The organism is Pseudomonas fluorescens (assembly GCF_902497855.1).
In the GTDB taxonomy this organism is placed as follows: Bacteria; Pseudomonadota; Gammaproteobacteria; order Pseudomonadales; family Pseudomonadaceae; genus Aquipseudomonas; species Aquipseudomonas fluorescens_BI.
In genome coordinates this window covers 241146-267606 of the sequence record NZ_CABVHU010000009.1, presented here as the reverse complement: position 1 = coordinate 267606, position 26461 = coordinate 241146, and the positions used below count along the sequence as shown (strand labels likewise).

At 59.1% G+C, this 26461-nt stretch carries 24 protein-coding genes and 3 pseudogenes; 7 read left to right on the top strand and 20 right to left on the bottom strand.

Annotated features, from left to right (window positions below; translation table 11 throughout):
- Positions 1-144 precede the first annotated feature (144 nt).
- The 6 genes and pseudogenes from pcaG to F8N96_RS19510 all read right to left on the bottom strand — a co-directional run bounded on the left by pcaG (position 145) and on the right by F8N96_RS19510 (position 5502).
- The gene (pcaG, locus tag F8N96_RS19535) at positions 145-747 is read right to left on the bottom strand and encodes a protocatechuate 3,4-dioxygenase subunit alpha (protein ID WP_150799182.1); all 603 of its coding nucleotides are present in this window, start codon (positions 745-747) and stop codon (positions 145-147) included.
- Positions 748-759: 12 nt separating this feature from the next.
- On the bottom strand, positions 760-1479 hold the full coding sequence (gene pcaH, locus F8N96_RS19530) for a protocatechuate 3,4-dioxygenase subunit beta (protein WP_150799181.1): 720 nt from the start codon (positions 1477-1479) through the stop codon (positions 760-762).
- Between the two features lie 125 nt (positions 1480-1604).
- The gene (pcaQ, locus tag F8N96_RS19525; protein WP_150799180.1) at positions 1605-2534 is read right to left on the bottom strand and encodes a pca operon transcription factor PcaQ; all 930 of its coding nucleotides are present in this window, start codon (positions 2532-2534) and stop codon (positions 1605-1607) included.
- A 100-nt stretch (positions 2535-2634) separates the two neighbouring features.
- Positions 2635-2748: pseudogene (locus tag F8N96_RS19520) on the bottom strand (copper resistance protein CopC); the annotation flags it as partial.
- An 89-nt stretch (positions 2749-2837) separates the two neighbouring features.
- Entirely contained in the window at positions 2838-3725 is an 888-nt protein-coding gene (locus F8N96_RS19515) for a copper resistance protein B (protein ID WP_150799179.1), read from the bottom strand.
- A 10-nt stretch (positions 3726-3735) separates the two neighbouring features.
- Complete coding sequence (locus F8N96_RS19510) at positions 3736-5502, bottom strand: copper resistance system multicopper oxidase (protein WP_150799178.1); 1767 nt, start codon at positions 5500-5502, stop codon at positions 3736-3738.
- A gap of 379 nt (positions 5503-5881) precedes the next feature.
- On the opposite strand from F8N96_RS19510, the gene F8N96_RS19505 reads away from it, so the two are divergent.
- Positions 5882-7138: a gallate dioxygenase gene (locus tag F8N96_RS19505; RefSeq protein WP_150799177.1), complete on the top strand. Its 1257-nt coding sequence runs from the start codon at positions 5882-5884 to the stop codon at positions 7136-7138.
- Here F8N96_RS19505 and F8N96_RS19500 read toward each other — a convergent pair.
- Positions 7110-8342 (bottom strand): LysR family transcriptional regulator, encoded by a 1233-nt coding sequence (locus F8N96_RS19500; protein WP_150799176.1) that lies wholly within the window; start codon positions 8340-8342, stop codon positions 7110-7112. The genes F8N96_RS19505 and F8N96_RS19500 overlap by 29 nt on opposite strands.
- 135 nt (positions 8343-8477) lie before the next feature.
- On the opposite strand from F8N96_RS19500, the gene galB reads away from it, so the two are divergent.
- From galB to F8N96_RS19485, 3 genes are read left to right on the top strand one after another with little or no spacing between them, the layout of a single operon-like run.
- Entirely contained in the window at positions 8478-9215 is a 738-nt protein-coding gene (gene galB / locus F8N96_RS19495; RefSeq protein ID WP_150799175.1) for a 4-oxalmesaconate hydratase, read from the top strand.
- Positions 9212-9925 carry a 4-carboxy-4-hydroxy-2-oxoadipate aldolase/oxaloacetate decarboxylase gene (locus F8N96_RS19490; protein WP_150799174.1) on the top strand — a complete coding sequence of 238 codons (714 nt, stop codon included), beginning with the start codon at positions 9212-9214 and terminating at the stop codon, positions 9923-9925. The genes galB and F8N96_RS19490 overlap by 4 nt, the downstream gene beginning before the upstream one ends.
- A 2-nt stretch (positions 9926-9927) precedes the next feature.
- The gene (locus tag F8N96_RS19485; protein ID WP_150799173.1) at positions 9928-11022 is read left to right on the top strand and encodes a 4-oxalomesaconate tautomerase; all 1095 of its coding nucleotides are present in this window, start codon (positions 9928-9930) and stop codon (positions 11020-11022) included.
- Positions 11023-11228: 206 nt separating this feature from the next.
- On the opposite strand, the gene hxsA is transcribed toward F8N96_RS19485, so the two are convergent.
- From hxsA to F8N96_RS19410, 13 genes and pseudogenes are all read right to left on the bottom strand, one after another.
- The gene (gene hxsA, locus F8N96_RS19480) at positions 11229-11858 is read right to left on the bottom strand and encodes a His-Xaa-Ser repeat protein HxsA (protein WP_150799172.1); all 630 of its coding nucleotides are present in this window, start codon (positions 11856-11858) and stop codon (positions 11229-11231) included.
- Positions 11845-12324, bottom strand: a pseudogene (locus F8N96_RS19475) (His-Xaa-Ser system radical SAM maturase HxsC); the annotation flags it as partial. The gene hxsA and the pseudogene F8N96_RS19475, both read right to left, overlap by 14 nt.
- Positions 12309-12947: pseudogene (locus F8N96_RS19470) on the bottom strand (His-Xaa-Ser system radical SAM maturase HxsB); the annotation flags it as partial. The pseudogenes F8N96_RS19475 and F8N96_RS19470, both read right to left, overlap by 16 nt.
- 165 nt (positions 12948-13112) lie before the next feature.
- Complete coding sequence (locus F8N96_RS19465) at positions 13113-13418, bottom strand: His-Xaa-Ser system protein HxsD (RefSeq protein WP_150799171.1); 306 nt, start codon at positions 13416-13418, stop codon at positions 13113-13115.
- Between the two features lie 486 nt (positions 13419-13904).
- Positions 13905-14174, bottom strand: coding sequence for a DUF2934 domain-containing protein (locus tag F8N96_RS19455; protein WP_224789546.1), 270 nt, complete (start codon positions 14172-14174; stop codon positions 13905-13907).
- Positions 14175-14318: 144 nt separating this feature from the next.
- A complete protein-coding gene (locus F8N96_RS19450; protein ID WP_150799169.1) occupies positions 14319-15065 on the bottom strand; it encodes a glycosyltransferase family 25 protein in 747 nt (248 codons plus the stop codon).
- A gap of 51 nt (positions 15066-15116) precedes the next feature.
- A complete protein-coding gene (locus F8N96_RS19445; protein ID WP_150799168.1) occupies positions 15117-15593 on the bottom strand; it encodes a MarR family winged helix-turn-helix transcriptional regulator in 477 nt (158 codons plus the stop codon).
- Positions 15594-15870: 277 nt separating this feature from the next.
- On the bottom strand, positions 15871-16620 hold the full coding sequence (locus F8N96_RS19440) for a class II aldolase/adducin family protein (protein WP_263596454.1): 750 nt from the start codon (positions 16618-16620) through the stop codon (positions 15871-15873).
- A gap of 38 nt (positions 16621-16658) precedes the next feature.
- Positions 16659-17645: a ketopantoate reductase family protein gene (locus F8N96_RS19435; protein ID WP_150799166.1), complete on the bottom strand. Its 987-nt coding sequence runs from the start codon at positions 17643-17645 to the stop codon at positions 16659-16661.
- 428 nt (positions 17646-18073) lie between these two features.
- On the bottom strand, positions 18074-18868 hold the full coding sequence (locus tag F8N96_RS19425; protein WP_191635372.1) for an ABC transporter ATP-binding protein: 795 nt from the start codon (positions 18866-18868) through the stop codon (positions 18074-18076).
- Positions 18865-20667, bottom strand: a complete 1803-nt coding sequence (locus F8N96_RS19420) for an ABC transporter permease subunit (RefSeq protein WP_150799164.1) — start codon at positions 20665-20667, stop codon at positions 18865-18867. Before F8N96_RS19420 ends, F8N96_RS19425 begins: the two co-directional genes overlap by 4 nt.
- The gene (locus F8N96_RS19415; protein WP_138965554.1) at positions 20664-21701 is read right to left on the bottom strand and encodes a branched-chain amino acid ABC transporter permease; all 1038 of its coding nucleotides are present in this window, start codon (positions 21699-21701) and stop codon (positions 20664-20666) included. The genes F8N96_RS19420 and F8N96_RS19415 overlap by 4 nt, the downstream gene beginning before the upstream one ends.
- Before the next feature lie 106 nt (positions 21702-21807).
- The gene (locus F8N96_RS19410; RefSeq protein ID WP_150799163.1) at positions 21808-22959 is read right to left on the bottom strand and encodes an ABC transporter substrate-binding protein; all 1152 of its coding nucleotides are present in this window, start codon (positions 22957-22959) and stop codon (positions 21808-21810) included.
- A 791-nt stretch (positions 22960-23750) separates the two neighbouring features.
- Between F8N96_RS19410 and F8N96_RS19405 the strand changes: the two genes are divergently transcribed.
- From F8N96_RS19405 to F8N96_RS19395, 3 genes are read left to right on the top strand one after another with little or no spacing between them, the layout of a single operon-like run.
- Positions 23751-24863, top strand: a complete 1113-nt coding sequence (locus F8N96_RS19405) for an amidase (protein WP_150799162.1) — start codon at positions 23751-23753, stop codon at positions 24861-24863.
- A gap of 26 nt (positions 24864-24889) precedes the next feature.
- A complete protein-coding gene (locus F8N96_RS19400) occupies positions 24890-26062 on the top strand; it encodes an acyl-CoA dehydrogenase family protein (RefSeq protein WP_150799161.1) in 1173 nt (390 codons plus the stop codon).
- 26 nt (positions 26063-26088) lie between these two features.
- Complete coding sequence (locus F8N96_RS19395) at positions 26089-26448, top strand: IacB protein (protein WP_138965562.1); 360 nt, start codon at positions 26089-26091, stop codon at positions 26446-26448.
- The last annotated feature ends 13 nt before the right edge of the window (positions 26449-26461 follow it).

Here is a 26461-nt window from a genome sequence, read left to right as displayed (position 1 = left end):
CGAGCAATGGCCTTGCTGCCTCGGATAGCGTCAGTTGAGCGATTGGAATTGGCCTGCCGATCTACGCGAGCGTGGCTGACGTCAAACGGGAGATAAGCGTTCTTGTCGCTGAAGCAGCCTCCCTGCAGAGGGAGGCTTTGATCGTTAGAAGTCGAAGAACACTGTTTCCGATTCGCCTTGAAGATGAATATCGAACCGGTAGGCCAACTTCCCGTCAACCCTGCAGCGCTTGGCAATCAGGGATTCGCGTCGATGTGGCTGTTCAATCAGATTCAATACGGGATCCGCTGCATTCGCCTCGGTTTCGTCGTCGAAATACAGCCGGGTCTGCAAGTGAATGTTGATGCCTCGAGCGAACACCGACACATTGATATGCCCCGCCATGGGGAAACCCAAGGCGTTTTTCACCACGCCAGGCTTGACGGTGTTGATTGTCCACTCACCGACATCCGTAGTGGCGGTGCGGCCAAAACAGTTGAATGATTTTTCCAGAGCGTAACCGGTGTCGTAGACGCCTTCGTGATTCGCCTGCCAGAACTCTAGAAACGCATCACGAATCAGCTGGCCATTACCGTCATAAAGGTGACCCATCAGTAAAATATGCTCACCCGGCGCACCAGGTTTAGCCATTACATGGCAGATTTCCTGCTCACGCGGCGGGTTGCCCGCCGCCTCCAGTGCCAAGCCGATATGCACATAAGGGCCGGCTGTTTGCGATGGGGTTTCAGGCAGCAGTTGAACGGGCATACACGGCCCTCCTCAGCAGTTTTCGAAGTGGGTCTTGCGCTGACCGCGCAGGACGATATCAAAACGATAAGCCAGGCAATCCATGGGATTGGCCATGCTCATATCGAGCTTGGCGATCAAACTCTGCACCGCTTCCTGGCTCGAGATCGACTTGACTATCGGGCACATGGGGATCAGCGGATCACCTTCGAAATACAGCTGGGTAATCAAGCGCGTGGCAATTGACGGGCCACTGATGGAGACATGGATATGGGCCGGTCGCCAATCATTGGGACCGTTGCGCCAGGGGTATGGGCCGGGTTTGACGGTGCGAAAGCTGTAGTTGCCATCCCGGTCGGTCAACGTGCGGCCGACGCCGCCGAAATTCGGGTCAAGGGGCGCCAGGTAGCTGTCTTTTTTATGCCGGTAACGACCACCGGCGTTGGCCTGCCACATCTCCACCAGGGTGTGGGGAATCGGCTTGCCGTACTGATCGCACACCCGACCCGCGACAATGATGCGTTCGCCGATAGGCAAGCCGCCCTGATTGAAATTCAACAGCAGGTCGTTATCGTGCCGGCCCATCTTCAGATGGGAAAAATCCGGGCCGCTGGTTTCGGATAAAGACTGGGGAATGCTCACCAGTGCCTGGCGCGGGGATCGCAAGACCGAAGTCTTGTAGTCGGGTGTCAGGGCTTTGGGATGCCAATTACGGTCACGAATGACGAAGCGGCTTTCATGCGCATCAGACATGTCGATCTTCCTGTCGGTATGGTTAGTCAGAGGCAGCGCTGCATTGGCGGCTACCTGTGGCTCAGTCTCCCTTGTTGCGCCCTGACCCAAAATTGAAAAAACCGACTTTATCCATATCCAGATGGTTATGGATATGTGCCCTCGCGATATTCTTGCCCAACCTCGCGCAGTGCCTCCACGCACCACTGCGCTGCGGGTGTCACAGGCCTCGTAGGGTTGGTGCATAGCCCTACAGAACCGCCAGGTTCGCGCATCCCCAAGTCCAATTCCACCAACTCACCTTGCCTCAAGTCCTGTCGGACAGCGTCGAAAGGCGCGACCCAGATGGCCTGGCTGCATTGCACGTAGCGCCGACTCAGGGTCACCGACAGGGTTTCCAGACGTTGGCGTGACGGGGTCATTCCGTGCTGCACAAACAGGCCGTCGGCGAATTTGCGGATCGTTGTCCCCGCCAACGGTAATACCACTGGATAATCTTCGAGGTTTTTATGCCTCAGCGGATCAGTCAGCAACGGGTGGCCGTTGCGTACCACCAGGGTCATGGACTCGCTGTACAGGTGCTCGAACGTCAACCCGAGGATCGAGGGGCTATCGGTCATTCTGCCCACCACCAGGTCCAGCTCACCGACACGCAGTTGGGCCAGCAGGTAGGCGCTTGGCCCGGTCACGACACTGACCGCCAACCCGGGATGTCGGTCGTGTAAACGCCGGACCACTTCAGGAACCAGCAGGCTTTCAACGGTGGACAGGACGCCCAGGCGAACGGTAATTGGCTCGTGTACACCGGAACGCAAACTGTTGACCCCCTCGCGCAGGGATTGCACGCTCGGTCCCGCATATCGCAAAAAGGCCACGCCAGCCTCGGTCAGCGTCGAACCCTTTTTGCTGCGCTCAAACAGCTTGGCAGCGAGCAGTACTTCCAATTCCTTCAGCGTCTTGGAAAGGGCTGGCTGGCTGATTGCCAATTTGTCGCAAGCCTGTGCCAGGCTTCCCTGGCGCGCCACCTCGAGAAAACACACCAGATGACGGAATTTGATTCGGGTATCGATGTTCAATCGGGATTTCCTGGTTTGTGCGGCGGAGCTCACCATTCGTCTGCCGAGTAGCTTACCCCTTCCAGTCAGCTCTGTTATTCCTGACCCAATCGCTCATCAATCACTTCACTTTGAACGTAACGTTGCCGGTGATCGGATGAGTGTCCGAGGACACCGCGCGCCATTCAACTTTATAGCTACCGGCGGGCAAAGAAGAGAGCGGCGTGATCACCATGCGATGGCAACAGCGGTGGTTTTGATCAAGCGCATACAAGGCCTCCAACCGCTTTCAGCGGTATTTTTTGATTGTTGAGTTGACGCGTTTCAGAACCACAGCCGAACACCGAGGACCAGACGTGCTTCGCTGCGGTCCTCGCCGTCGTCCTTGGCATAATCGGCGGTGTTGCCGTAGGTGCGGTTCCAGGTCACGCCAATGTAAGGCGCAAACTCCCGGCGGATTTCATAACGCAGGCGCAGGCCCGCTTCGGTATTGGACAGGCCGGAACCGATGCCTCGTTGCGGGTCGTTTTTGCCGTAGAAATTAAGTTCGGCGGTTGGCTGCAGAATCAGCCGATTGGTCAGCAGGATGTCGTAGTCGCCTTCCAGTCGAGCGGCGGTTTGGCCGCCTTCACCGATGAACGCCGTAGCTTCGGTTTCGACGTTGTACAGCGCCATGCCTTGCACCCCGAATGCCGCCCAGGTTTGCGGGGCTGCGGGTTTGAAATCCTGCCGAACGCCGGTCACCACGTCCCACCACGGGGAGATGGCGTGGCCCCAGAGAGCCTGGATTTGCGCATCTTCGGTCTTGCCGTTGGTGCGTTCACCTTCGGAGCGCAGCCACAGACGGTCGATGTCGCCCCCGATCCAGCCGGAGATATCCCAGGCCAGGGTACTGCCGCCATCGGCGTCCTGCCATTCAAGTTTGTCAGCGAGGAAGTACGTATTGAGGGCGGAGTCGTGCACGTTATGCCCACCCGGGCTGGCGAACACGGCAGCGCGATCGGCATCGGTCAATGCCGGAATCGGCGTGCGACTTTCGGTCGGCGCGGCGGGCTGCATTTGGCCATCACCTATGCTTTGCATCGGGCTGTGGTCCATGCCCTGCATCTGGCCATGGTCCATGTTCTGCATGTCGCCCGTGGCCGCCATTGCCGAAGAAAGTGTCAGGCTCGCTGCCACGAGCGCCAAAGAAATCGGAGTGATCCTGGTCATGGGTAGCGCCTCATTCTTCCACTCGAACTTCACGGAACATGCCCATTTCCATGTGGTACAGGAGGTGGCAGTGATAGGCCCAGCGGCCGAGCGCGTCGGCGGTCACCCGATAACTGCGCCGTGAGCCGGGCGGCATGTCGATGGTGTGTTTGCGCACCATGAACTGGCCGTTTTCGTCTTCGAGATCGCTCCACATGCCGTGCAAGTGAATGGGGTGAGTCATCATCGTGTCGTTGACCAGCACTACCCGAACCCGCTCGCCATACTTGAGGCGCAGGGGTTCGGCATCGGAGAACTTCACGCCGTTGAATGACCAGGCGAACTTTTCCATGTGACCAGTGAGGTGCAGTTCTATGGTGCGGCTGGGGTCTCGGCCGTCCGGGTCGTCGAAGGTGCTGCGCAGGTCGGAATAGGTCAGGACGCGACGGCCGTTGTCACGCAGGCCGAGGCCTGGGTCATCAAGCTTGGGTGAGGTGGTCATGGCTTGCATGTCCACCAGCGGATTGTTGCTTTCCGTCGCGGGGTGGGACTGCATTTCGCCCATTCCAGCCATACCGCCGTGATCCATGCTGTCCATGCGTTGCATCGAGCTGTGGTCCATACCCGTCATCTGGCTGTGATTCATGCCCGCCATGTCGCCGCCCATGCCACCGTGATCCATACCGCCCATACCCATGTCATCCATGGTCACCAGCGGCCTCGGGTTCAGTGGTGGTATCGGCGCGGACACACCCATCTTCACCGCCAGCGTGCCACAGGCATAGCCAGTGCGATCCATCGACTGGGCGAACAAGGTGTAGGCATCCCGGGTCGGCTCGACGATCACATCGAACGTCTCCGCCACCGCGATGCGAAACTCGTCGACGCTCACCGGCTTGACGTGCAGACCGTCTGCGGCGACCACCGTCATTTTCAGACCGGGAATACGGACGTCGAAGTAGGTCATGGCGGAGCCGTTGATAAAGCGCAGGCGCAGTTTCTCGCCGGGCCGGAATACCCCCGTCCAGTTCATGTCAGGCGACTGGCCGTTCATCAAGTAGGTGTAAGTCGCGCCGCTGATGTCGGCCAGGTCCGTGGGATTCATCTTCATTTCAGCCCACATCTTTCGATCTGCGATCGTGGAGCCCCAACCTTTTTCACTGACGTCGTGGATGAAGTCGCCCACGGTGCGCTTGTTGTAGTTGTAGTAATCCGACTGTTTTTTCAACGTCTTCATCAAGCCGACCGCGTCTTCGTCGGTCCAGTCGGTCAGCATCACCACGTAGTCCCGGGCGTACTGGAACGGCTCCGGCTCCTTCGCATCGATCACCAACGGGCCGTAGACGCCGGACTGTTCCTGAAACCCCGAATGACTGTGATACCAGTAAGTGCCGTTCTGGCGGACCTTGAATTGATAGACATACATCCCACCCGGTTCAATGCCATGAAAGCTCAGGCCCGGCACACCGTCCATGTTGGCCGGTAGCAGAATGCCGTGCCAGTGAATGGAGGTGTCCGCGTTGAGTCTGTTCCTCACCCGCAACGTGACCGTGTCGCCTTCGCGCCAGCGCAACAGGGGGCCGGGAATGCCGCCGTTGATGGTCATCGCGGTGCGCGGGTTGCCGGTGATGTTGATTGGGGTTTCGCCGATGAACAGGTCGAAATCGGTACCGGCCAGGACATTCGCCTCGCCGGGGCTGGTGATCGCCCAGACAGGTGTGCGCCATAGCCCGAGGCCACCGAGAGTCCCGGCGGCGGCGAGCCCCTTCACAAAGGTTCGTCTTGATAATGGGTGCATGCGCTTTGTTCCCAGTCAGTCGGATGACAGAGCAAACAGGAGATGCTGCCAAGTTCGATGAAGAGGGTAAGGGGGGCAACCTTTCAGAAGGCTGAGTAAAAGATTACGGTTTTGTCAGCTTCACCCGCAGATTTGGCCGTGACCCCGAAGCTCACGCTCCTGTCCACGTCGTCAGCTTGCGCAGCACCTTCCGTTAATGAAGATAAATAAAAACGATACCTGCTTAAGGATTTCGCAGTCGGGCAGGCATCTGGCTGGAATATGATGAAACACCGCCTGTGCTTCCCTTGAGACGGACAGGGGCTCTTAACCGATAAAAATAAAAGGTCCCATCCGGTGGGCCCGGTCGGTAGTCATCAAATTGTCTGGAGAAGTGCACATGGCTCGCATCATCGGTGGCCTCGCCGTATCACATACGCCCACTATCGGTTTCGCTGTCGACCACGACAAACAGGGTGACGCGGCCTGGGCGCCGATTTTCAAGAGCTTCGAGCCCATCAAGACGTGGCTCGCCGAGAACAAGCCGGATGTGCTGTTCTATATTTTCAATGACCATGTAACGTCGTTTTTCTTCGATCACTATTCTGCCTTCGCCCTTGGCGTGGACGATCATTACGACGTCGCCGACGAGGGCGGTGGCAAGCGCGACCTGCCTTCGATCAAGGGTCATGCGGCGCTGTCCCGGCACATCGGCAACAGCCTGGTGGCTGATGAATTCGATATGTCGTTTTTCCGTGACAAGCCTATTGATCATGGGCTGTTCTCACCGATGTCGGCCTTGTTGCCATTCAAGGATGGCTGGCCGGTCGAGATCGTACCCTTGCAAGTCGGCGTGCTGCAGTTTCCGATCCCCAGCGCCAAACGCTGCTACAAATTAGGCCAGGCGCTACGTCGCGCCATTGAAAGCTATCCGCAAGATATCAAGGTTGCCATCGTTGCCACCGGTGGTGTTTCCCATCAGGTCCATGGGGAGCGCTGCGGTTTCAACAATCCTGAGTGGGACGAGCAATTTGTTGACCTGTTCGTCAACGATCCCGAGCGCCTGACCGAAATGACCCTGGCTGAATACGCCACCCTCGGTGGCATGGAAGGTTCCGAGGTGATCACCTGGCTGATCATGCGCGGAGCGCTGTCAGCCAACGTCAACAAGCTGCACCAGGATTATTACCTGCCTTCAATGACAGGTATCGCCACACTGCTCCTGGAAAACCAGGCCAGGGAGGTACCGGTCGACGTTCTCGAACGCCACCGTAAGCACATCAATCATCAGTTGGCCGGTATCGAAAAACTGCAAGGCACTTACCCCTTCACCCTGGAGCGCAGCCATAAGGGTTACCGGCTCAACCGCTTCCTGCACAACCTGATCGATCCGCTCTGGCGTGCGCGTTTCCTCGAGGTGCAGGACCAGCTTTTCGATGAACACCAGCTTACCCCCCAGGAACGCGACATGGTTCGTCGCCGCGATTGGCAGGCACTGATTCAATACGGCGCGATTTTCTTTCTGCTGGAGAAGCTGGGTGCGGTGACAGGGGTGTCCAACCTGCACATTTACGCCGCCATGAAAGGGTTGTCGTTGGAAGCGTTTCAACAGACGCGCAATCAGCAAGTCACGTATTCGGTGGCGGGCAAGCAGTGATTGAAGTGCTTTGCCCGACCACCTCGCGGATCTGCTCGATCAACGCCTGCGCCGCCGGGGAGTGCAGGCCGTTGGTTCGGTAGATAAGGCCGATGGGGCGGTGAGTGTCGTGCAGTTGCAGCGCCAGGCGTTGCAACTCGCCGCAAGCGATTTCGTGTTCAAGCTGATGCTGCGAGACCACCGCGAGCATGTCCGAGCGCAACAGTATTCCGCGAATGATCGCCAGGTCACCCGTTTCGACGACCGGCTCGGGAGATTTTTGGCCCAAGTGCTCGAAATGCGCATCCATGATCAGCCGGGCGGGGGATCCGGCCCTGGGTAATACCCATTGGGCGTTGCTCAGGTCATTCGCCGTGACGGCCTTGCCTGCCAATGGGTGGCCGCTTCGCACGAGCACGACCATTTCTTCGGTCAACAATTGCTCGCCATGCAGATCACTGGCATAGCCTGCTGGCCTCAAGGCGCCGAACACAAAATCGACATCCCCGGCACGCAGTTCCAGGGCCAGTAGATTGAACGGGCTTTCGTTGGTCGCGACCCGAACGCCAGGATGGTTGCTGATCAACTGCACGATGGCTTCAGGAAGGATCCGGGTACGCCCCAACGGCAGGGCACCCACGGTCACGGTTCCTTGCAGGGAGCCCTTGAGTGCGGCGATATCGGCATCGATATGCCGCAGCTCATTGAGGGCTCGCCGAATCGGGTAAAGGATTTCCTGGCTCGCCTGGGTCGGTCGCAAACCGCGGGCGGTGCGCTCGAACAGGACCTTGCCGGTACCGCTCTCGAGTACTTTCAGTGCGCTGCTGATCGCGGGTTGGGACAGCCCGAAGGCGTTGGCTACGGTCTGCATGTGCTGCGTTTCACACAGCTTGACGAAAATTTCCAGGCGCCGGGTATAGAGCAGGTAAAGCTTTTCGTGCACGGTCACCGGCGGCTGGCCGAGCATCGCGGGAATCACCGCCAGCTCAGCGAGGATCCGTCGTGCACGGGGCAGGATGCATTTTCCGTAAGGCGTCAACAGCATGCCATTGGCATGTCGCTCGAACAGTTGCACACCCAATCGCGTTTCCAGATCGTGGACGGCTCGAGTCACCACCGATTGGGCTCGCAACAAGACTTCCGAGGCTCGAGAAACGCTTCCATGATCGGCCACCCGAATGAATGTCCGGATTTGCATCAAATGGGGCAGTTCACTGGCGGGCATCAGGAAAACTCTTGTGGGTCAGGCAGGCATTCGAAAGCGCCGATAAGTAAAAAGTATAGCATTGTGATTCGAACGCATTAGTCGCCCTCGACGGGCTATGCCAGCATTCCCTTAAAGAAGAGAGGGAGTCCCAACATGAGTCACACTAATCCAAAAACGGCTTTGGTCGTCAGCGCTCACTCCGCTGACTTTGTCTGGCGTGCTGGCGGTTCCATCGCGCTGCATGCGCGGCAGGGTTACGGGGTGCATATCGTTTGCCTGTCCTTCGGCGAGCGAGGAGAGTCCGCCAAGCTGTGGCGCAAGGGCGAAATGACCGAGGGCAAGGTCAAGGCCGCCCGGCGTGAAGAGGCACAGGCCGCCGCCGATATCCTCGGTGCCACGGTCGAATTCTTCGATATCGGCGACTACCCGATGCGCGCCGACAAAGACACGCTGTTTCGCCTGGCCGACGTGTTCCGTCGTGTCCAGCCAGAGTTTGTGTTGAGCCACTCCCTGAAAGACCCTTACAACTACGACCATCCCCTGGCCATCCATCTGACCCAGGAAGCACGCATCATCGCCCAGGCCGAAGGCTACAAGCCGGGCGAGAAGATTGTTGGCGCGCCACCGGTGTATAGCTTTGAACCGCATCAGCCGGAACAGTGCGAATGGAAACCTGATGTGCTGTTGGACATCACTGAGGTCTGGGACAAAAAATACGCCGCCATTCAGTGCATGGCAGGTCAGGAACACCTGTGGGAGTACTACACCCGTGTCGCCTTGCAGCGTGGCGTGCAGGCAAAGCGCAACATCGGCATCACCTCGAAGAAGGACATCGTCTACGCCGAGGGCTACCAGAGCATCTTTCCACGCGTCACGGAGAATCTGGGATGAGCATGGTCGGGAAGACGGGTGTCGTGGTGCGCAACATCGAGCGCGCCGACAGTGGGCTGATCGATGAGTTGACCCGATACGGCGTGGCTACGGTTCACGAGTCTCAAGGTCGCAAAGGGCTGCTGTCGTCATCGATACGGCCGATTCAGCAGGATATTGCCATCAGTGGTTCGGCCGTCACGGTGTTGGTCGCGCCCGGCGATAACTGGATGTTCCATGTGGCAGTGGAGCAATGCAAACCTGGCGACATTCTGGTGGTTGCCCCCAGCTCGCCCTGCAGCGACGGTTTTTTTGGCGACCTGCTGGCAACTTCGCTGAAGGCTCGTGGGGTGCGTGGCCTGGTGCTGGACGCTGGGGTGCGAGATACCGGAACCCTGCGGGAAATGGGTTTTTGGGTCTGGTCCCGCGCCGTGCATGCCCAAGGCACGATCAAGGAAACCCTGGGCTCGGTGAACATCCCTGTGGTGTGTGCCGGGCAACTGGTCAATCCCGATGACGTCGTGCTGGCCGATGACGACGGCATCGTGATTGTGCGGCGTGAAGAGTTGCCGGCAGTGATCGAGGCCAGTCGCAAGCGCGCCGACCTCGAAGAACAGAAGCGGCTGCGCCTGGCGAGCGGCGAGTTGGGCCTGGATATCTACAACATGCGCCCGCGCCTGGAAGAAAAGGGCCTGAAGTACTACGACAGCCTCGAACAACTGGAGGGCTGAACATGAGCCAGACCCGTATTCCTTGCCTGTTGATGCGCGGGGGCACCTCCAAGGGTGCTTATTTCCTGGCCGAGGATTTGCCGAGTGAACCGGACCTGCGCGATAAGGTTTTACTCGCCGCCATGGGCTCGCCCGATTCGCGGCAGATCGATGGTATCGGTGGTGCGGATTCGTTGACCAGTAAAGTGGCGATCATTCGTCGCTCGGAGCGTCCAGGCGTTGATGTCGACTATCTGTTTGCCCAGGTCGTAGTGGATCAGCCACGAGTGGATTACGGCCAGAACTGCGGCAACATTCTGGCCGGGGTGGGTCCCTTTGCCCTCGAGCGCGGACTGGTTCCGGCCCAGGGCGAAGTGACGCGGGTCAGGATATTCATGGAGAACACCGGCCAGACAGCCACGGCTATCGTCCAGACGCCACAGGGCGAAGTTCATTATCAGGGGGCGGCCGGCATCGATGGTGTACCTGGCACCGCAGCGCCAGTGATCGTCGAGTTCGACGACATCGCCGGCTCCAGTTGCGGGGCCTTGTTGCCCACCGGCAACGTACTCGACCTGTTTGATGGCATCGAGGTGACCTGCATCGACAACGGCATGCCGGTGGCGCTGATGCGCGCTGCCGACCTGGGATGCACTGGCTATGAAAGCCGCGAACAATTAGAGGGCGATGAAGCACTCAAGGCCAGGATCGAGTCGATTCGTTTGCAAGCCGGCCCCTTGATGAACCTGGGGGACGTGACCCGGCGAAGCGTCCCGAAAATGTGCCTGGTCTCCGAACCCGCGGCCGGCGGCGCCATCAACAGTCGTAGCTTCATCCCCCACACCTGTCATGCCTCGATCGGCGTGTTTGGCGCCGTCAGTGTGGCCTCGGCGTGTTTGATCAGCGGTTCCGTGGCGCAAGGCCTGGCCCGTGTTCGGCCCGGAAGGCTTTTGCACTTGTCGGTGGAACATCCAACCGGCGAGTTCACTGTGGAGCTGCAAACAGACAATGGCGCGCTGGTTGGCTGTGGGCTGCTGCGCACTGCCAGGCTGCTGTTTGATGGTCATGTCCATGTGCCGGGGTTTATTTGGTCGGGGAAGAATTTCGGTATTCGATAAACCCCGATACACCGTCATTGCCGAGCAATACGAAAAAAGCCCGATCGTTCCAGCGTCGGCGAGCTGAAACCGAGGTTATTTGGGGCGGAAAAGGTGACGGCGGAAAAGGTGAGGAAAAGGTGACAGATCTATTTACAGGCGGGTACAGAAGGAGATCTGACGCCTTTATGTCTACGCCACACCGGCTTCCGGGATTGCCGATGACGTTACGGAATAGCAATGCCCAATGCATTCAGCGTCGGTGTATCCATCTTGCCGCTGCTACTAATGGCAGAGTCCACCTGGAAGGCCATCAACGATCCACGGGTGCTGTTACCAAGGATCCCGTCAATCGGTCCTGAATAATATTTTTTGATCATCAAGGCCAACTGGACACGTCGAACAAGCATCGATAGATCGTTGGTTGTGGGTTTTGCAGGTGTAGTGGCGTACGCATTTGATCCCGTAGTCGATCCAGTTCCAGATGGAACTGTTGCCGTGCTTGGATTGCTGGTGGCTGAACGATAAGTGCTGCCCGTGCTAGCTGGTGGGGTGTAGTAGTTTGTGCTGGGAGCCGTGTAGGCCCGCGGCGCGCTGTAGCCACTAGAACCGCTGTAGTGAGAGCTGTGCGAGCTATGCGATCGGTGAGAACTGTGAGAACGATGGGCTGCATAGACGTTAATCGCGTCTTGCGCGTTGAGCGTGTTCTTGAATGCAGGCGGAGTACTGTTTGGATTTGGCAGCCAATCATCTGATGCCAGTTGAGCCTGATTGGCGTCTGCCATCGGACTGCCGATAATAGGCATCATGACGATAGATTGGCCTATCAGAAGCTTCCAGCGATCAAGCAGTTTCATAAGGTGCTCCTTGCATGTGTTTCAGGTCGTCAGCGGAGAGCGGATGGATATTGCGGCTCTGCCATTTTGTTGAATGGGATTTGAAAAAACCTGCGCAAGCGTGGGTAGCCGAGCAAGTCTGGCAGGCATCGATAAACAAGTTTTTCCAGTCGGAAATGCTCTGGCGATAGAAACGTCCCAACACCGGATCCAATACGCAAAGTGGCAGGTTGTAAATTGAAACTGCGATGCCGCGGATATCGAGGAAAAATGTGGCTTGGCTCAGGTTTTTTTGATAGTCCGCCGGATCCATCCAAAGCTGTTCGTAGTTCTTTTTGGCAAGCCCCGTGCTTTCAATCCCCATGAGGGCAACGTGGTGCACGAAAGGCAAATTTCGAAAAAGGAAATGCGCCCATTCCGGAAGGCGGGCAGTGGTCAATTTACTGAGAACCATGCGGATTTCTATTTTCTGTCCCGCTCGCAGAAGCTGCTGAACGAGCGGTGACCAATGGGATCTCCTTGGCGGGCGAAATGCTCAATCGGATCAGCTCCGCAGAAGGGAACTAACGCGCAATCGGAGCACCCAGGTAATGCTTCTGCCACACCCGCAGAAAGCAACATATCGATCACTGGTGATTGGAGCAGCTCCTTTAGAGGTTGGCTTACGCTCCCGAGCATCAGGCCATCCTCGCCCATTTCAAGGAGCATGCGTGCTTCATCAGAGGGATAGACGTCGCCGTCGTAGTTGTAGACGAGAGTCCCCAACCCTGCGCCAAGGGGCGAGCGCAGGTCCACATACCCGGAGGCAAACGGTGTGAGTATGTTGGTCAGCAGGAGTGATGCGTAGCTTTCTGAAATGTAGGTCCCTTGAGCATTCAGCTTCATCAAATATGACAATGCTTTCATATAGAAACCAATGAACTCGTTCATCGAATAGTCCAAGCGTTTTTCGGATGTCTTGGCGAATCCATAGGGGCTCAAAGGACGCAGAGAGATGCTGTTAAACCCCCGAGCTACGTACTCATCAATGATTGCCTCCGGGTATTCCAGGCTTTTTGATGTGATGGTTGTCAATGCGGATACGGCATCGTGACCAAGTCTTGCTCGGACTCGGTCAGGACTTGCTAACAAGATCCTTCAACTGCTTTTCCGAGACGAAAAGGTATTCGCCTGTTTCAGCTGTCAGCAGGATACTTTCGCTGTCATGGTCATCGATACGTGCAAATCGAAACGGAAGCAGTCGATAGCTCGCCTCCTTGGCTATCAGCATTGTGCTCAAACGCCCGCACCGCGAAGGGCCGCAGTCGCGATTATCTCCCGCAATCCTGACGTTTCTTGCTGAATTTGTGCACGCAATGCAAAGTCATTGAGGTTTCGTAAAAGCAGCCAGCGGGCCTCTTGCACGGATATAACTGACCCAGTTCCCCCTGCCAGCAGGATCGGAGCGGCGTCGAGATAGATTAAGTTTTCTGCTTGTCTGATTTGGATCATCAGTACGCGAGCGAGTGCATAGGACGCTTTTTGCACAACGCCAAGCGGATAAATCACGCTATCGACGCAAACCGTGACTTCCCAGCTCATTATTCCACTCCATTCATTGAAGATGTGCTGGATAATGATCGCCTGGGCGGCGAAATGCCATTAGTTGTAACCAAATAAAATAGGCGTCTGGATATTGCTCTTGGGGTGTCCCCAGTCAGGCGCCGCCCTCCGTGGCCGCACGCGCAGCACTATGTATCGCCAGGTTTGGGAATTCAGGGAGGATTTTGATGTTTTGGTACGGCAGTATAAAAGACAGATTCCGGGTCCAGCGGCGGATTTCAATCATCGTGCTGTGTGTAGGAGCACTTTTTTTGATATCGGGTATATATCAGTACGTTTCATGCCAGGGGCCTGGGTACCCTATATTCAAGGCGTTCGTCCTGATGGGTGTCGGAAGTGTCATGTTTTACATTTCTGACAAATGGTGATGATGGCCATGAGTGTTGTGATAGCGCACTGGGATAAATCAAGAAGCTCTTCATTCCCTCGCCTGAATGAAGAGCCTGGTGATCATCAGCGCACCCACTACGCGCCTGAGTAGCGGGCGGCTTCACCTTTTGCCGGCCAGTCATCCTCGTCAGCCTTTTCGCCACCTTCAGCCGGCTGCGTGGGTTCGTCCGAGCCGCTTTCCCATTCGCCAGAGACGGGGTCAACAGAGCCGGCAGCAGACGGCTGCCCCTCTTTCTCAAGCTGTTCTCGAGCGAGCAGCCAATAATGTACTTCAGCGCCATCGGGACGAGCATCCCTTTCCCACAATTCATAAGCTCTTTGCCGGATTTTCGATTCGTCAATCATGGTCATTCCTCCTGTGAGCGAGCGTTTCCATTTCTCAGAATGCGTGGCAATGTTCCATAGCTTAGGGGCTACATCAGGTCGTAAAGGTTCAAAAAAAAACCGCCAGGGATTGGCGGTTTTCAGGTGGGGCCGTTTCACACAGGCTCAAAGGTCCCGAAGCAACACAGTCTTGCCGAGATTCTTGAATACTTGTACATATTGCCTGCGCCAGTTGTCCCGCCAATACGCCGCATCAGGAAAGGTCCCGTCTGACGACCTGGCCGCCAGGACGTCGCTTGCAACGACTTCCTCGGGCTGTTGCTGGCTCAGCATGGGAAAGGCCATGTAGGCTTTGAAATGCTTTGAATAAACCTTGTCGATGGCGATGCCGGTGTAGGGGGCATGCGCCAGCAGTTGTTCGCACGCGTTACTGGACAGAATGTAGGCATGGGTGCCCTTGGCACGTACCCGGGCTATTCCCCTGTGCCAGGTCAACCAGACTTTCCCCAGGTTTGCTCCCAGGTAGAACAGTCCCGGTTCTTGCCGGTTCATGAAGGCATTCATTTGATGCAGCTGGTCCTGTTTGAATGCAACCAGGGTGGCGTCATCTTCAAGGACCAGAATACGTCGATAGTTGCGCTCCAGGGCCATCTTCGCGCATTTGACGTGGGAGTCGAAACAGCCTCGTTCGGGGCTCTCGTTGTCGCGGTCCACTATCAGAAACTCGATGTTCAGCCCACTGCCTTCGAACTCACGGGTCAAAAGCTCCCGGCGGTCAGTCCGACCCCGGAGACTGATGCAGAAAACACCATCGATCTGTAACTGGCTCATATCCTTTTTCTTTGACAACTCATTCTCCAGAGCTTCGTGGAACGGAAAGTTAGACTGTCTTGCCGCCCAGCCGGCAAGCATATCCCCATCCGTCGTCAAGCACTGAAAAAGAAGCTCAATGGTAGTTGCGGGTCAGTCTTCCGGCAGGTTGTTGAATATTTTTTCCAGTGTGCTGTTCAGCTTGGTGATCTGGGCCTCGGTCAGGCCTTTGAAGCTGGTGCGGAAGATATCGCTGGTGCCCCGCTGGATTTCTTCGATGGTATGGCGGCCGGTCTCGGTGAGAGAGACCTGGGTCACCCGCCCGTCGCTGGCGCTGGTGTTGGTCTCTACCAAGCCGTCGGCTTTCATGCGATAGACGATCTTGGTGATGGTCGAAAGCTTGGCGATGGCATGGATGGAGATTTCCGAAATGCTCGACTCGCCGTTTTCCTTGAGGATGAACAGAATCCGCCAGCGCGGGATGTCCATGTCGATTTTTTTCAGCGCTTTCTCCATGGCCATGGAGTAGCGGCCGTGCAGGCGAGCCAGCCAGTAGAAGGGAAACTCTTCCTTCTTGAAGTCTTCGCTGGCGGGGTTGTATCGGCTCAGGCGCTTTTTCGGGGTGGTCATAAAGGTCGGCGTAGTCTTTCTGTGAGCTGGGTTTGATAGCGGGCGTCATTGTCGCGCCGCCGGCTGCAAAAAACCAGCGGACACGCCGGAGCGTGCCTCAGGTAAGGCCTTTGTGTTCGAGACTTCTACGAAAGTCCGCAAGAGATACGGCTGCCTGCCGTCCGAGACTCTGCGACGTCAGGCCTGATGCTCGAAGCTCGATAAACTCAGCCCTGAACAAAGCGCTGGGCCAGGTCCAGTTGGGAGTTGGCCAGTTAGCCACGCAACGCTCCTGCGATTACCAGCACTGGCCGCGTTCGGCGCGCATTTTGCGAACCATGGCGTCGAAGAATTTCACCGCGAAGCCACTGTCCCGGATGAGCATGGCCGTGAGTTCGGCGCACTTTTGGCTGATCGCCTCAGGCAGCGGATTGTCTTCACCACCCAGCGCGCCGGCCTGGCACTGGATTTCGGCGGCGCGCTGCACCGTCCACAGCAGGAAGAATGCCTTGGCGATGCTGCTTTCACCGACGGCAATGCCGTGGTTGCGCAGCACCAGGATGTGTTTGTCGCCGAGGCTGTCGATCATCCGGGCTTTTTCGTCATCGAACAGCGTGATGCCTTCGAAGGTGTGGTAGCCGATGCGTCCGTAGAGTTGCGCACCGTAAAAGTCGTGGTGGGCAAAGCCGGCCTTTTTCATGACGATGGCCGAAATCGGCGTGGTGTGCGTGTGGATCAGGCACTGGATGTCCGCACGGGCACCGTGCACCGCGCTGTGCAGGGCGAAACCGGCCGGGTTGCCGTCGTAGGGCGAGTCTTCGAGCTTCTTGCCGTGCAGGTCGACCTTGAGCAGGTTGGCCGGCGTCACTTCGGTGTAATTGAGGCCGAAGGGGTTGACCAGATAATGGTGCGCCGGGCCGGGCAGGCGTGCGGAAATATGGTTGAAGATGGTTTCGGTCCAGCCGAAGAAATCCACCAGGTGGTAGCAATGCGCAAGTTGCACGCGCAGTGCCCATTCTTCGTCGCTGTACGCGTGGGGTTTTGTCATTGGGCTGTGGTCCATGTCTAAGTCCTTGTGGTAGTGAGTCAGTGGCGGGCCTGTTCGCCGCGAAAGCGCGCCAGGGCAATCAGGTGCCTGGTGACGGGCATCGGGATCGCCATGTAATCGGCCAGCTCCAGCACCGCGTCGCCGATGGCGGCCAGCTCCAGGGGACGGCCTTTCTCATAGTCCTGCAGCATCGAGGTGCGCACCGCGCCCATGCCGGCACCCAGCTCAAGAAAGGTCCGTGGGTCGATGCTCACGCGCGCGCCATAAGCGGCGGCGGTCAGCAGCGCTTCATGCAGGCAGCTGCTGACCAGGTCGCGCAGCTCCGGCAGGCTGTAAAGCTGCTCGAGGGTGGCGCCCGTGATCACCGAGAGTGGGTTGGAGGTGATGTTGGCGATGATCTTGGTCCACAGGTTGTCGCGGATGCGGTCGGTGGCCCGTGCTTCGATCCCGACACTTTCGATCAGTGCGCGCACACGCTCCAGGCGCGGGCTGAGGCAGTTGTCCGGCTCGCCGAAAATCATCAGGTGCGGGGTGTGCGATTCGGCCACGGCGTTGGCCGGGCAGTGCGCGGTGATGAACACCACGCAGCCGATCACGTGGCGCAGGTCCAGGGCCTGGCTGAGAATCGACTGCGGATCGACCGCGTTCACCCGTTGCCCGTCGTAGCGTCCGCCTTCGCCGTGGAAGTACCACCACGGCACGCCGTTGACCACCGGGATCACCACGGTCTCGGCACCGATCATCGGCTGTAGTTGCGGCAGCAGAGTGGCCAGGGCCTGGGCCTTGGCGCAGAGAAAAATCAGGTCCTGCTCGCCAAGGCTGGCGGCGTCGTCGCTGGCCTCGACGCGCACATGGTGCTGGCCGTCGAGGTCGGACAGGTGGATGCCGTCACGGCGGATGACGGACAGGGTTTCACCTCGGGCCAGTACCTTGACCTTGTGGCCGCTGACAGCCAGGCGTGCTGCCAGGGTGCAGCCGATGGCACCGGCACCGGCGATGCCGATGCGCAAGGGGGAAGCGTTCATCGTAGCTCCGGATTATTCAGAAGGGCCTCGCAAGGCGGTAATGCTGTTCATGACGATAGGATGTTTATGCCTTCCGCACATGCCACCGATCCCCTGTGTAGGAGCCAGCTTGCTGGCGAAAGCATCCGACCAGTCAATAAATACATCGACTGACCCACCGCAATCGCCCTGTAGGAGCCGGCTTGCCGGCGAAGGCGTCCGACCAGTCAATAAACATGTCGACTGACCCACCGCAATCGCCCTGTAGGAGCCGGCTTGCCGGCGAAAGCGTCCGACCAGTCAATAAACATGTCGACTGACCCACCGCAATCGCCCTGTAGGAGCCGGCTTGCCGGCGAAAGCGGCGGCACATTCAACTGAGATGTTGACTGATAGAACGCCTTCGCTGGCAAGCCAGCTCCTACAGGGGGCGGTGTCGTGCTGGAGTATCAGGTGGCCAGCATTTCCTGGTGCTTGCTGGCCAGGCCCAGATACGCTTCGATCACACGCGGATCGTCAGCCAGTTGCCGGGCCGGGCCCTGCATGGCGATCTGCCCGGTTTCCAGCACATAGGCGTAATCGGCCACCCGCAAGGCGGCGCGCGCGTTTTGCTCCACCAGCAGGATCGACACCCCTTGCTCGCGCAGGGCGGTGATGATGCGGAAAATCTCCCGGGTAATCAGCGGCGCCAGGCCCAGGCTCGGCTCGTCGAGCATCAGCAACTTGGGCTTGGCCATCAGCGCCCGGCCCACGGCGAGCATCTGCCGTTCCCCACCGGACAACGTCGCCGCCAGTTGCTCGCGGCGTTCCCACAGGCGCGGGAACAGTTCATAGACTTCGCCCAGCGTCTCGCTGTAGCGCCGGTCCCCCCGGCGATGGCGTTGAAAGGCGCCTAACAGCAAATTGTCGGCCACGCTCATGCTGGTAAACAGCTCGCGTTTTTCCGGCACCAGGCCCAGGCCCCGGGAGACCATCACTTCGACTTCGGGCAGGCTTTCCAGGCTGCCGTCGAAATGCACCTGACCCCGGGAGCCGAGCACGCCCATGATGGCCGACAGCAGGGTGGTCTTGCCGGCGCCATTGGGGCCGATTACCGTCACGATCTGACCCTTGCCGACCGTCAGGCTGGCGTCGCTCAGCGCTTCGACTTTGCCATAGGCCACGCTCAGGCCCTTGATCTGCAGCACGGCGTCGTCGACCTGGTTGCGCGGTGCGAGGTGCGGTTCCACTTGCATGTTCATCATTCAACTCCTCCCAGGTAGGCTTCCAGCACCGCCGGATCCTTCTGTACGTCTTCGGGCAGGCCTTGGGCGATCCGCTGCCCGAACTCCATGACCACCACGCGATCGACCAGGCCCATGACGAAGTCCATGTCGTGCTCGACCAGCAGGATCGCCATGCCTTCGCTGCGCAGCCGGCTGAGCAGGACGCCCAGGGCTTCCTTTTCTTTCAGGCGCAAACCGGCCGCCGGTTCGTCGAGCAACAGCAGGCACGGATCGGCGCACAAGGCCCGGGCGATTTCCAGGATCCGCTGTTGGCCCAGGGCCAGGCTCCCGGCCTCTTCATACAGGTAGTCACCGAGGCCTACGCGCTCCAGCTGACGCCTGGCCTCGCCGAGCAACTCGGCTTCTTCGCGTCGATCCAGGTGCAGGGCCGCCGACAGCACGCCTTGCTGGCCACGCAAGTGCGCGCCGATGGCGACGTTCTCCAGCACGCTCATGTTGCCCAGCAGCTTCACGTGCTGAAAGGTGCGGCTCATGCCCATGCGGGCCACTTGCCGCGAGTTCATGCCGTTGATCTTTCGACCCATGAACAGCACTTCGCCGCTGCTCGGGGTATCGACACCGGAGAGCTGGTTGAACATGGTGCTCTTGCCGGCGCCGTTGGGGCCGATCAGCGCGAGGATTTCGCCGGAGCGGATTTCCAGGCTCATGTCGTTGTTGGCCACCAGCCCGCCGAAGCGCTTGGTCACCTGCCGAGCCTCAAGGATCAGCTCACCATGCTTGGGCAGTTGCCGGCGTGGCAGGGGCGCAGCCTTGGCGTCGACATTCCGGACCTTGGCCCGCACCCTGAAGCGGGCGGGCACCAGGCGTGTCAGCAGTGGCCACAACCCCCCGGGCGCACGCTGCATCAGGATCACGATCAGGATACCGAACACGATGATTTCGTAGTTGCCGGTGTTACCCAGCAGGTGCGGCAACCAGTCCTGCAGCCATTGCTTGAGCAGGGTCAGGATGCCCGCGCCGAGCAGGGCGCCCCAGACACTGCCGACTCCGCCGATCAAGGCCATGAACAGGTAGTCGATGCCCATGTTCAAGCCGAAGGGTGTCGGGTTGACGAAGCGTTGGGTGTGCGCATAGAGCCAGCCGGAAATCGCCGCGAACACCGCCGAGATCACGAAAATCACCATCTTCGAACGGAAGGTGTTGACCCCCATCGACTCGGCCATCACCTGGCCGCCCTTGAGTGCACGTATGGCACGACCTTCGCGGGAACTCAGGAGGTTCTGGGTGATGACGATTGCCAGCAACAGCAGAGTCCAGATCAGGTAGTAGATGTTCTCGCCTTTATCCAGCTTCAGCCCGAACAACGAAATCGAGGGCAAGCCGCCGACGCCGGTGTGGCCGCCCAGGGATTCCAGGGTGCCGAACAGGTAGTACAGCGAAAGACCCCAGGCGATCGTACCCAGGGGCAGGTAGTGTCCGGACAGCTTGAGCGTCAGCGCGCCGAGAATCAGCGCCACCGAGGCGGTGAGCGCCACGCCGACCAGCAGCGTCAGCCAGGGAGACGTACCGGCCCAGGCCAGCCACGCCGGCAATTGTTCGGTGGTGGTCAGATAGGCTGAGGTGTAGGCGCCCAGGCCGACGAACGCAGCCTGGCCGAAACTGGTCATGCCGCCGACACCGGTGAGCAGCACCAGCCCCAACACCACCATGGCGTACATGCCGATGTAGTTGAGCAGGGTGACGTAGTACGGCGGCAACAGCAGCGGCGCGACGCCCACCACCAGCAACAGGGCAAGCAACAGATAGCGCGGGTTCATTCTTCTTCCTCCACATGACGACTGGTGAGCGAACGCCAAAGCAGGAACGGAATGATCAGGGTGAACACGATGATTTCTTTATAGGTGCTGGCCCAGAACATCGAGAATGCTTCGATCAGGCCCACCGCCAGGGCGCCGAGCGCGGCGACCGGATAGCTGACCAGCCCGCCGATGATCGCGCCGACGAAGCCTTTGAGGCTGATGACGAAGCCGGAATCGAAATACAGCGTGGTGATCGGTGCGATCAGGATCCCCGAAAGCGTGCCGATCAGGGCCGCGAGCACGAAGGTCGACTTGCCCGCGAGGGTCGGTGAAATGCCCATCAGCCTGGCGCCCATGCGGTTGACCGCGGTGGCGCGCAAAGCCTTACCATACAGCGTGCGCTCGAAGAACAGATACAGGCCGACGATCAGCCCCAGGGACACTGCCAGCACCCAGAGTGTCTGGCTGTTGAAGGTCACCGGGCCCAGTTCCAGGCCGGCTTCGGAAAACGGCCGGGTGCGTGCGCCTTCAGGCCCGAACAGCAACAGCGCGATACCGACCATGCTGACGTGCACGGCGATCGACACAATCAGCAGGACCAGCGAACTGGCCGAGGCGATCGGCTGGAACACCAGGCGGTAGATCTGCGGCCCCAGCGGAACCACCAGCGCCAGGGTCAGCAAGGCTTGGACCGCCATCGGCAACTCGGCCAGCGGCAAGGTGTTGATCAGTACCGCCAGCAGCCCTGCATAGCCGAGCTTGAAGAGAATGCGTACGGGGAACCGAAAGGCTTGGCTCGAACGCGCCGCGCCCCACAGATCGAGTGCGCAATCGATCAGTGTCAGACCGAGCAGCAACCAGACCAGAGCAGTCGGGTGACCACTCTGCAAAGTGGCCATGGTCAAGGCGCCATAGGTCACGAATTCACCCTGGGGGATCAACAGGATCCGGGTCACGGTGAACACCAGGAGGATCGACAGGGCCAACAGTGCATAGATCGCGCCGTTGGTCATGCCGTCCTGGCCCAGCAGCATGGCTATCTGGAAATTCATAATGAGAGCTCTTTTCTACAGATGAATATCAGGCCCGCCTGCCGACGCAGGTCGACTCGTCGGCAATCGGGCAGGGCGCGCAGCGGGCTGTGCGCCCGGGTTTCGATCAGTTGTCGTGCAACAGCGTCCAGTTGCCGTTCTTGACCACGATCAGTTCGCGACCGCGCTCGTCGAAGCCGCTGTGGTCTTGCAGCGTCATGTTGTAAACACCTTGGGTGCCGGCCAGCTCGTGACTTTGCTCGAGCGCATCACGCAGGGCCGCACGAAACTCGGGGGTGCCTGGTGCCGCTTTCTTTGCCGCAATCGGGATCGCCTGCTGCAGCAACAGGCCGGCGTCGAAGGTGTTGCCGCCGAAGGTCGCCGGTTTGCTGCCGTTGAGCTTTTCGTAGGCGGCGGTGTAGTCGCTGGCGATCTTCTTCGAAGGGTGGCTGTCCGGGATTTCATCGAGTACCAGCATCAGGCTGGCGGCCAGGACGGTGCCCTCGACTTTTTTGCCGCCCAGCTTGAGGAAGTCTGGCAGTGCCGCGCCGTGGGTCTGGTAGACCTGGCCGCGATAGCCCTGGTCGAACAGTGTGGTCTGCGGCATCACGGCCGAGCTGCCCGGCGCTGCGACCAGCACCGCGTCGGGACGGGTAGCGAGTAGTTTCAGGCTCTGTCCGGTGACCGAAGTGTCCTGGCGCTGGAAGCGCTCGTTGGCCACCACCTTGATGTTCTGCTGCGCTGCAAGGCCGGCCATGACCTTGGCCCAGTTCTCGCCATACGGGTCGCCGGTGCCGATAAAGCCGAGGGTCTTCACGCCTTTTCTGGCCATGTGTTCGAACAGTGCCTTGGCGATCAGGTCATCGTTCTGTGTGGTCTTGAACACCCATTTCTTCTGCTCGGTCATCGGCAATACCACGGCAGCCGTGCCAACCGGCGCCAGTAACGGCACGCCTGCCTCGGCGGCGAACTGGATCACGCCCATGGCGTTGGGCGAACCGCTCGGGCCGATGATGGCATCGACATTTTCTTCGTCGATCAGTTTCTTCAGCGCCTTCACCGTCGCGGTCGGGTCGCTCGCGTCATCCAGGGAAATGTACTTCACCACCTGGTCGCCGGCCTGGGTCGGCAGCAAGGGCACGGTGTTTTTCTGTGGTAGCCCGACCAGCGCGATCGGCCCGGTGGAGGAGGTAATGACACCGACTTTCACTTCCGCCTGTGCGGCGGCGGCGCAGGCGGCACTCAACAACAACGTGGACACGGCTTTTCTGAAAAGCATGACTTTCTCCGAAGAGTTGCAACGCTGCAAAAGGCTGATGGCCGGCCGCCCCGACCACCACGTGGTGCGAGTACGGCCCAAGGTACGGCCCTGTTTTTTTTTGGCGAACTGCTGTGGCACCCAGGGTCTGTTACCGAGCCATCCGGGTGCCGGTCGACCATGGGCAATCGGTCGAGGGCGATGAGGGCAAAAGCAGATTGCATGCCAGAAATTTTTTGGTGCGTGGCGCAAAGCCGCTACTGCGATCTCCGCCAGGCACGCTTCGCAGCAGTCGGGCCCGGACATTCTGAGGGTGTGTCGGAGGACCATCCGGGGGCGGCGGAAATCGGCACCACACCATGTCGAACAAGGCTTTGATCTGGATCAAGGCAGCCTTGAAAAGGCTGAAAAACTACAACAATAAATACGCAAAAAACGATGATTTTATAGGTCTTTTTTCATGAGCGTTTTTGGCTCGGATTATTTTTTGTAGAGGGTTTTCGGCGGGTGAGCCGGTAGGGATATTTTTCCAGATGTTTCGTTGCCGCTGTCACGCAAAAAACGAAATAACACTATGTTTTATAACGATAAAAACTGAAAATTTAGGATTGCTGAGGCTTTTTTCAGGTGTTACCAAAGTGCACGTCATTGGGGCGAGATGCGAAAATATGCACCGAAAATACACACTCTTTTATTTGGTAAAATTCAATTGACATTTCACGTAAATATTACGATTTTAGATTTAAGCATTTACCCCGGCCCTGGTGCCGAGGTCATCCGTTCCGGTGACACATAACGAGCAGGTAAAGAGCATGTCGATCGTTGTCGAGGATTTAGCCTTAGGAGGGAGCGGCCTTTCGGTCATGGTGAAAGACACCATCGATATCGCTGGCTACCCGACCCGCGCTTCAAGCAGCGCACTGGCCGATGCTCCCGCGGCCGGCAAGCATGCCCAGGTCGTCCAGGCGCTCCTGGATGCGGGCTGCCGGATCAGCGGAAAAACCAGCCTGCATGAATTGGCATTCGGCACCACCGGCCTCAACGCCTGGACGGGCACTGCGGCCAATCCGCGCTATCCGGGCTATATACCGGGCGGTTCTTCCAGTGGTTCGGCGGCCGCGGTGGCGGCGGGCCTTTGCGACTTCGCGCTGGGCACCGATACCGGAGGTTCGGTGCGGATTCCAGCGGCGTGCTGTGGTGTATTCGGCCTCAAGCCAACCTTCGGCCGTGTCAGCCGCGAGGGCGTCATGCCAGCGCACAGCACCCTCGATTGTGTGGGGCCGCTTGCACGGGACATGGACTGTCTTATCGACGCGATGCACGCCATCGACCCGACGTTCAAGTCGGTATCGATGCCTGAAAACCTGTCCATCGGGGTCGTCGCCGTACAAGCCGACGAACACGTCAGTGCGGTGGTGAGCCAGGCCCTGGGTCGTTCGCGCTTCGCGCTGGTCGAGCAATCGCTGCCCGGCATGCTGGCGGCTTATGGCGCGGGAATGGCGATCATCAACGCCGAAACCTGGGCCGCATGCGGCCATCTTCTGCAAACCGGCCGGGTCGGCAACGATGTCGCCGACCGGCTGCGCGCGGCCAGCCTGACCTCTGCCGAGGCCGTTGAAAAAGCCGAAATCATCCGTCGCGCGTTTATCGCAGAAGTGGACGCAGCCCTGGCCATCACCCCGATCCTGGCCATGCCGACCATGCCCGACTTCCCGTTGCTGGTCGCCGATGCGGCCGACACTCGCGCCGCCCTGGGCATGACCTCCCTGGTGCGCGCTTTCAATCTGTCCGGTCACCCGGCTCTGAGCATTCCTCTGGAAAGCGCTTCGGGACTTCCGGTCGGCCTTCAACTCATTGCCGCCCATGGCGCGGACGAACTGCTGTGTGCAGTCGCCCGCGAGCTGGTCCGGCGCCTGGAAGAGTAATCGTCATGCTTACTGTGGAGAAACCCATGACTGCGCCAAGCGAACTGCATCAACAGCGCTGCGTGCCGATCACGGCAAATGAAGCCTTTCAGAAGCTGCTGGTCGAGATTCGTGCGCGTGCCCGGAGCGAAGAATTCGACCAACAGAAATTCATCTCGCAGGATGTCATCGAACAGTTCCGCGAGCTTGGCGTTTATCGGGCCCTGGTGCCCAAGCGTTTTGGCGGTGACGAGCGTTCGCCGGCCGAGTTTTGCCAGATGGTGGAGGACATCTCCATCGCCGATGGGTCCGCCGGTTGGGTCGCCAGCTTCGGCATGAGCCCGGTTTACCTGGCGGCGCTGCCACTGGAAACCATCAAGAAAATTTATGCCGACTCGCCTGACGTGGTATTCGCCGGCGGGATCTTCCCGCCGCAGCCGGCGTCCTTTGTCGACGGTGGCCTGGAGGTCAACGGACGCTGGAAATTTTCCAGCGGTTGCATGGGGGCGTCGCTGATCGGCGTGGGCATCAGCCCGAAAAACGGCGAGATGCTCGGCCTGCCACGGCTGGCGGTGATGCCTCGGGAAAAAGTACGGATCGAGGAAACCTGGAACGTCGTCGGCCTGGTCGGCACCGGCAGCCATGACGTCGTCGTCGAAGGCGTGGTGGTGCCGGAAGAGTGGACCTTCGTGCGCGGTGGTCCGTCGAATCTTGACGAACCGTTCTTCCGCTATCCGTCACTGTCGTTCGCCACGCAGGTGTTGTCGGTGGTCGGCCTGGGCGTTGCCCGCGCGGCACTCGATGAGCTGAGCGGCATGGCCAGTGGACGAATCTCCGTGACCGGTGCGCCATCGTTGTCCGACCGGCCGCTGGCCCAGGTCGAGATGGCCAAGGCCGAAGCGTCGCTGCGCGCTGCGCGTTCGTGGTTCTACCAAGCCATCGACGATGCCTGGGACAGCGTGCTGGCCGGCGTTGCGGTGAGCGTCGAACAGACCAACATGCTGCGCTTGTCTTCGACCCACGCCACACGCGTCGCGGCCGATGTCGCGCGCACCGCGCAAATGCTGTCGGGCATGAGCGGGGTCTACCGCACCAGCCCTCTGTCGCGTTTCGTCAACGACACCCAAGTCATTACACAGCACGCCTTCATGGGCGATATGACCTACCAGAACGCCGGCGCGATCTTCTTCGGCAACAAACCTCTGCCTGGCTACCTGTAAATTTTTCCTACTGATTGGTGAATCCCATGACTGATAAAAAAGCGTTGCGAGTCCTGTTCTGCATCGGCATCAACCAAAACTTCTTCGATGCTCCGCGCCCCGAAGCGCTGGAAGTCTGGGCCGCGTTCGGCGCCATGTGGAACGGCATCGCCGACCTGCCGGGCGTCACTGTGCTGGGCAACATGGACGACGACCAGAGCATGGTCGGCCCGTCCGCTGGCTGGCCCTGGACCACATACCTGCTGGCCGATGTGCCAGACATCGAAACCGTCCACGCCGCCTGCAATCTGTTTCGCACCACAGAGGTCGGCGATGGCCCATACAAACTCTGGAAGTATTGCAAGGTCGAGGCCCGTACCGGGCGCGAACTGATCATCCAGCGCTGAGTCGAGAGAGGAC

Coding starts and splice junctions, on each gene's coding strand:
- pcaG (WP_150799182.1), bottom strand. CDS start 747: ATGCCCGTTCAACTGCTGCCTGAAACCCCATCGCAAACAGCCGGCCCT.
- pcaH (WP_150799181.1), bottom strand. CDS start 1,479: ATGTCTGATGCGCATGAAAGCCGCTTCGTCATTCGTGACCGTAATTGG.
- F8N96_RS19515 (WP_150799179.1), bottom strand. CDS start 3,725: ATGACCAGGATCACTCCGATTTCTTTGGCGCTCGTGGCAGCGAGCCTG.
- F8N96_RS19510 (WP_150799178.1), bottom strand. CDS start 5,502: ATGCACCCATTATCAAGACGAACCTTTGTGAAGGGGCTCGCCGCCGCC.
- F8N96_RS19505 (WP_150799177.1), top strand. CDS start 5,882: ATGGCTCGCATCATCGGTGGCCTCGCCGTATCACATACGCCCACTATC.
- F8N96_RS19500 (WP_150799176.1), bottom strand. CDS start 8,342: ATGCCCGCCAGTGAACTGCCCCATTTGATGCAAATCCGGACATTCATT.
- galB (WP_150799175.1), top strand. CDS start 8,478: ATGAGTCACACTAATCCAAAAACGGCTTTGGTCGTCAGCGCTCACTCC.
- F8N96_RS19490 (WP_150799174.1), top strand. CDS start 9,212: ATGAGCATGGTCGGGAAGACGGGTGTCGTGGTGCGCAACATCGAGCGC.
- F8N96_RS19485 (WP_150799173.1), top strand. CDS start 9,928: ATGAGCCAGACCCGTATTCCTTGCCTGTTGATGCGCGGGGGCACCTCC.
- hxsA (WP_150799172.1), bottom strand. CDS start 11,858: ATGAAACTGCTTGATCGCTGGAAGCTTCTGATAGGCCAATCTATCGTC.
- F8N96_RS19465 (WP_150799171.1), bottom strand. CDS start 13,418: ATGAGCTGGGAAGTCACGGTTTGCGTCGATAGCGTGATTTATCCGCTT.
- F8N96_RS19455 (WP_224789546.1), bottom strand. CDS start 14,174: ATGATTGACGAATCGAAAATCCGGCAAAGAGCTTATGAATTGTGGGAA.
- F8N96_RS19450 (WP_150799169.1), bottom strand. CDS start 15,065: ATGCTTGCCGGCTGGGCGGCAAGACAGTCTAACTTTCCGTTCCACGAA.
- F8N96_RS19445 (WP_150799168.1), bottom strand. CDS start 15,593: ATGACCACCCCGAAAAAGCGCCTGAGCCGATACAACCCCGCCAGCGAA.
- F8N96_RS19440 (WP_263596454.1), bottom strand. CDS start 16,620: ATGACAAAACCCCACGCGTACAGCGACGAAGAATGGGCACTGCGCGTG.
- F8N96_RS19435 (WP_150799166.1), bottom strand. CDS start 17,645: ATGAACGCTTCCCCCTTGCGCATCGGCATCGCCGGTGCCGGTGCCATC.
- F8N96_RS19425 (WP_191635372.1), bottom strand. CDS start 18,868: ATGATGAACATGCAAGTGGAACCGCACCTCGCACCGCGCAACCAGGTC.
- F8N96_RS19420 (WP_150799164.1), bottom strand. CDS start 20,667: ATGAACCCGCGCTATCTGTTGCTTGCCCTGTTGCTGGTGGTGGGCGTC.
- F8N96_RS19415 (WP_138965554.1), bottom strand. CDS start 21,701: ATGAATTTCCAGATAGCCATGCTGCTGGGCCAGGACGGCATGACCAAC.
- F8N96_RS19410 (WP_150799163.1), bottom strand. CDS start 22,959: ATGCTTTTCAGAAAAGCCGTGTCCACGTTGTTGTTGAGTGCCGCCTGC.
- F8N96_RS19405 (WP_150799162.1), top strand. CDS start 23,751: ATGTCGATCGTTGTCGAGGATTTAGCCTTAGGAGGGAGCGGCCTTTCG.
- F8N96_RS19400 (WP_150799161.1), top strand. CDS start 24,890: ATGACTGCGCCAAGCGAACTGCATCAACAGCGCTGCGTGCCGATCACG.
- F8N96_RS19395 (WP_138965562.1), top strand. CDS start 26,089: ATGACTGATAAAAAAGCGTTGCGAGTCCTGTTCTGCATCGGCATCAAC.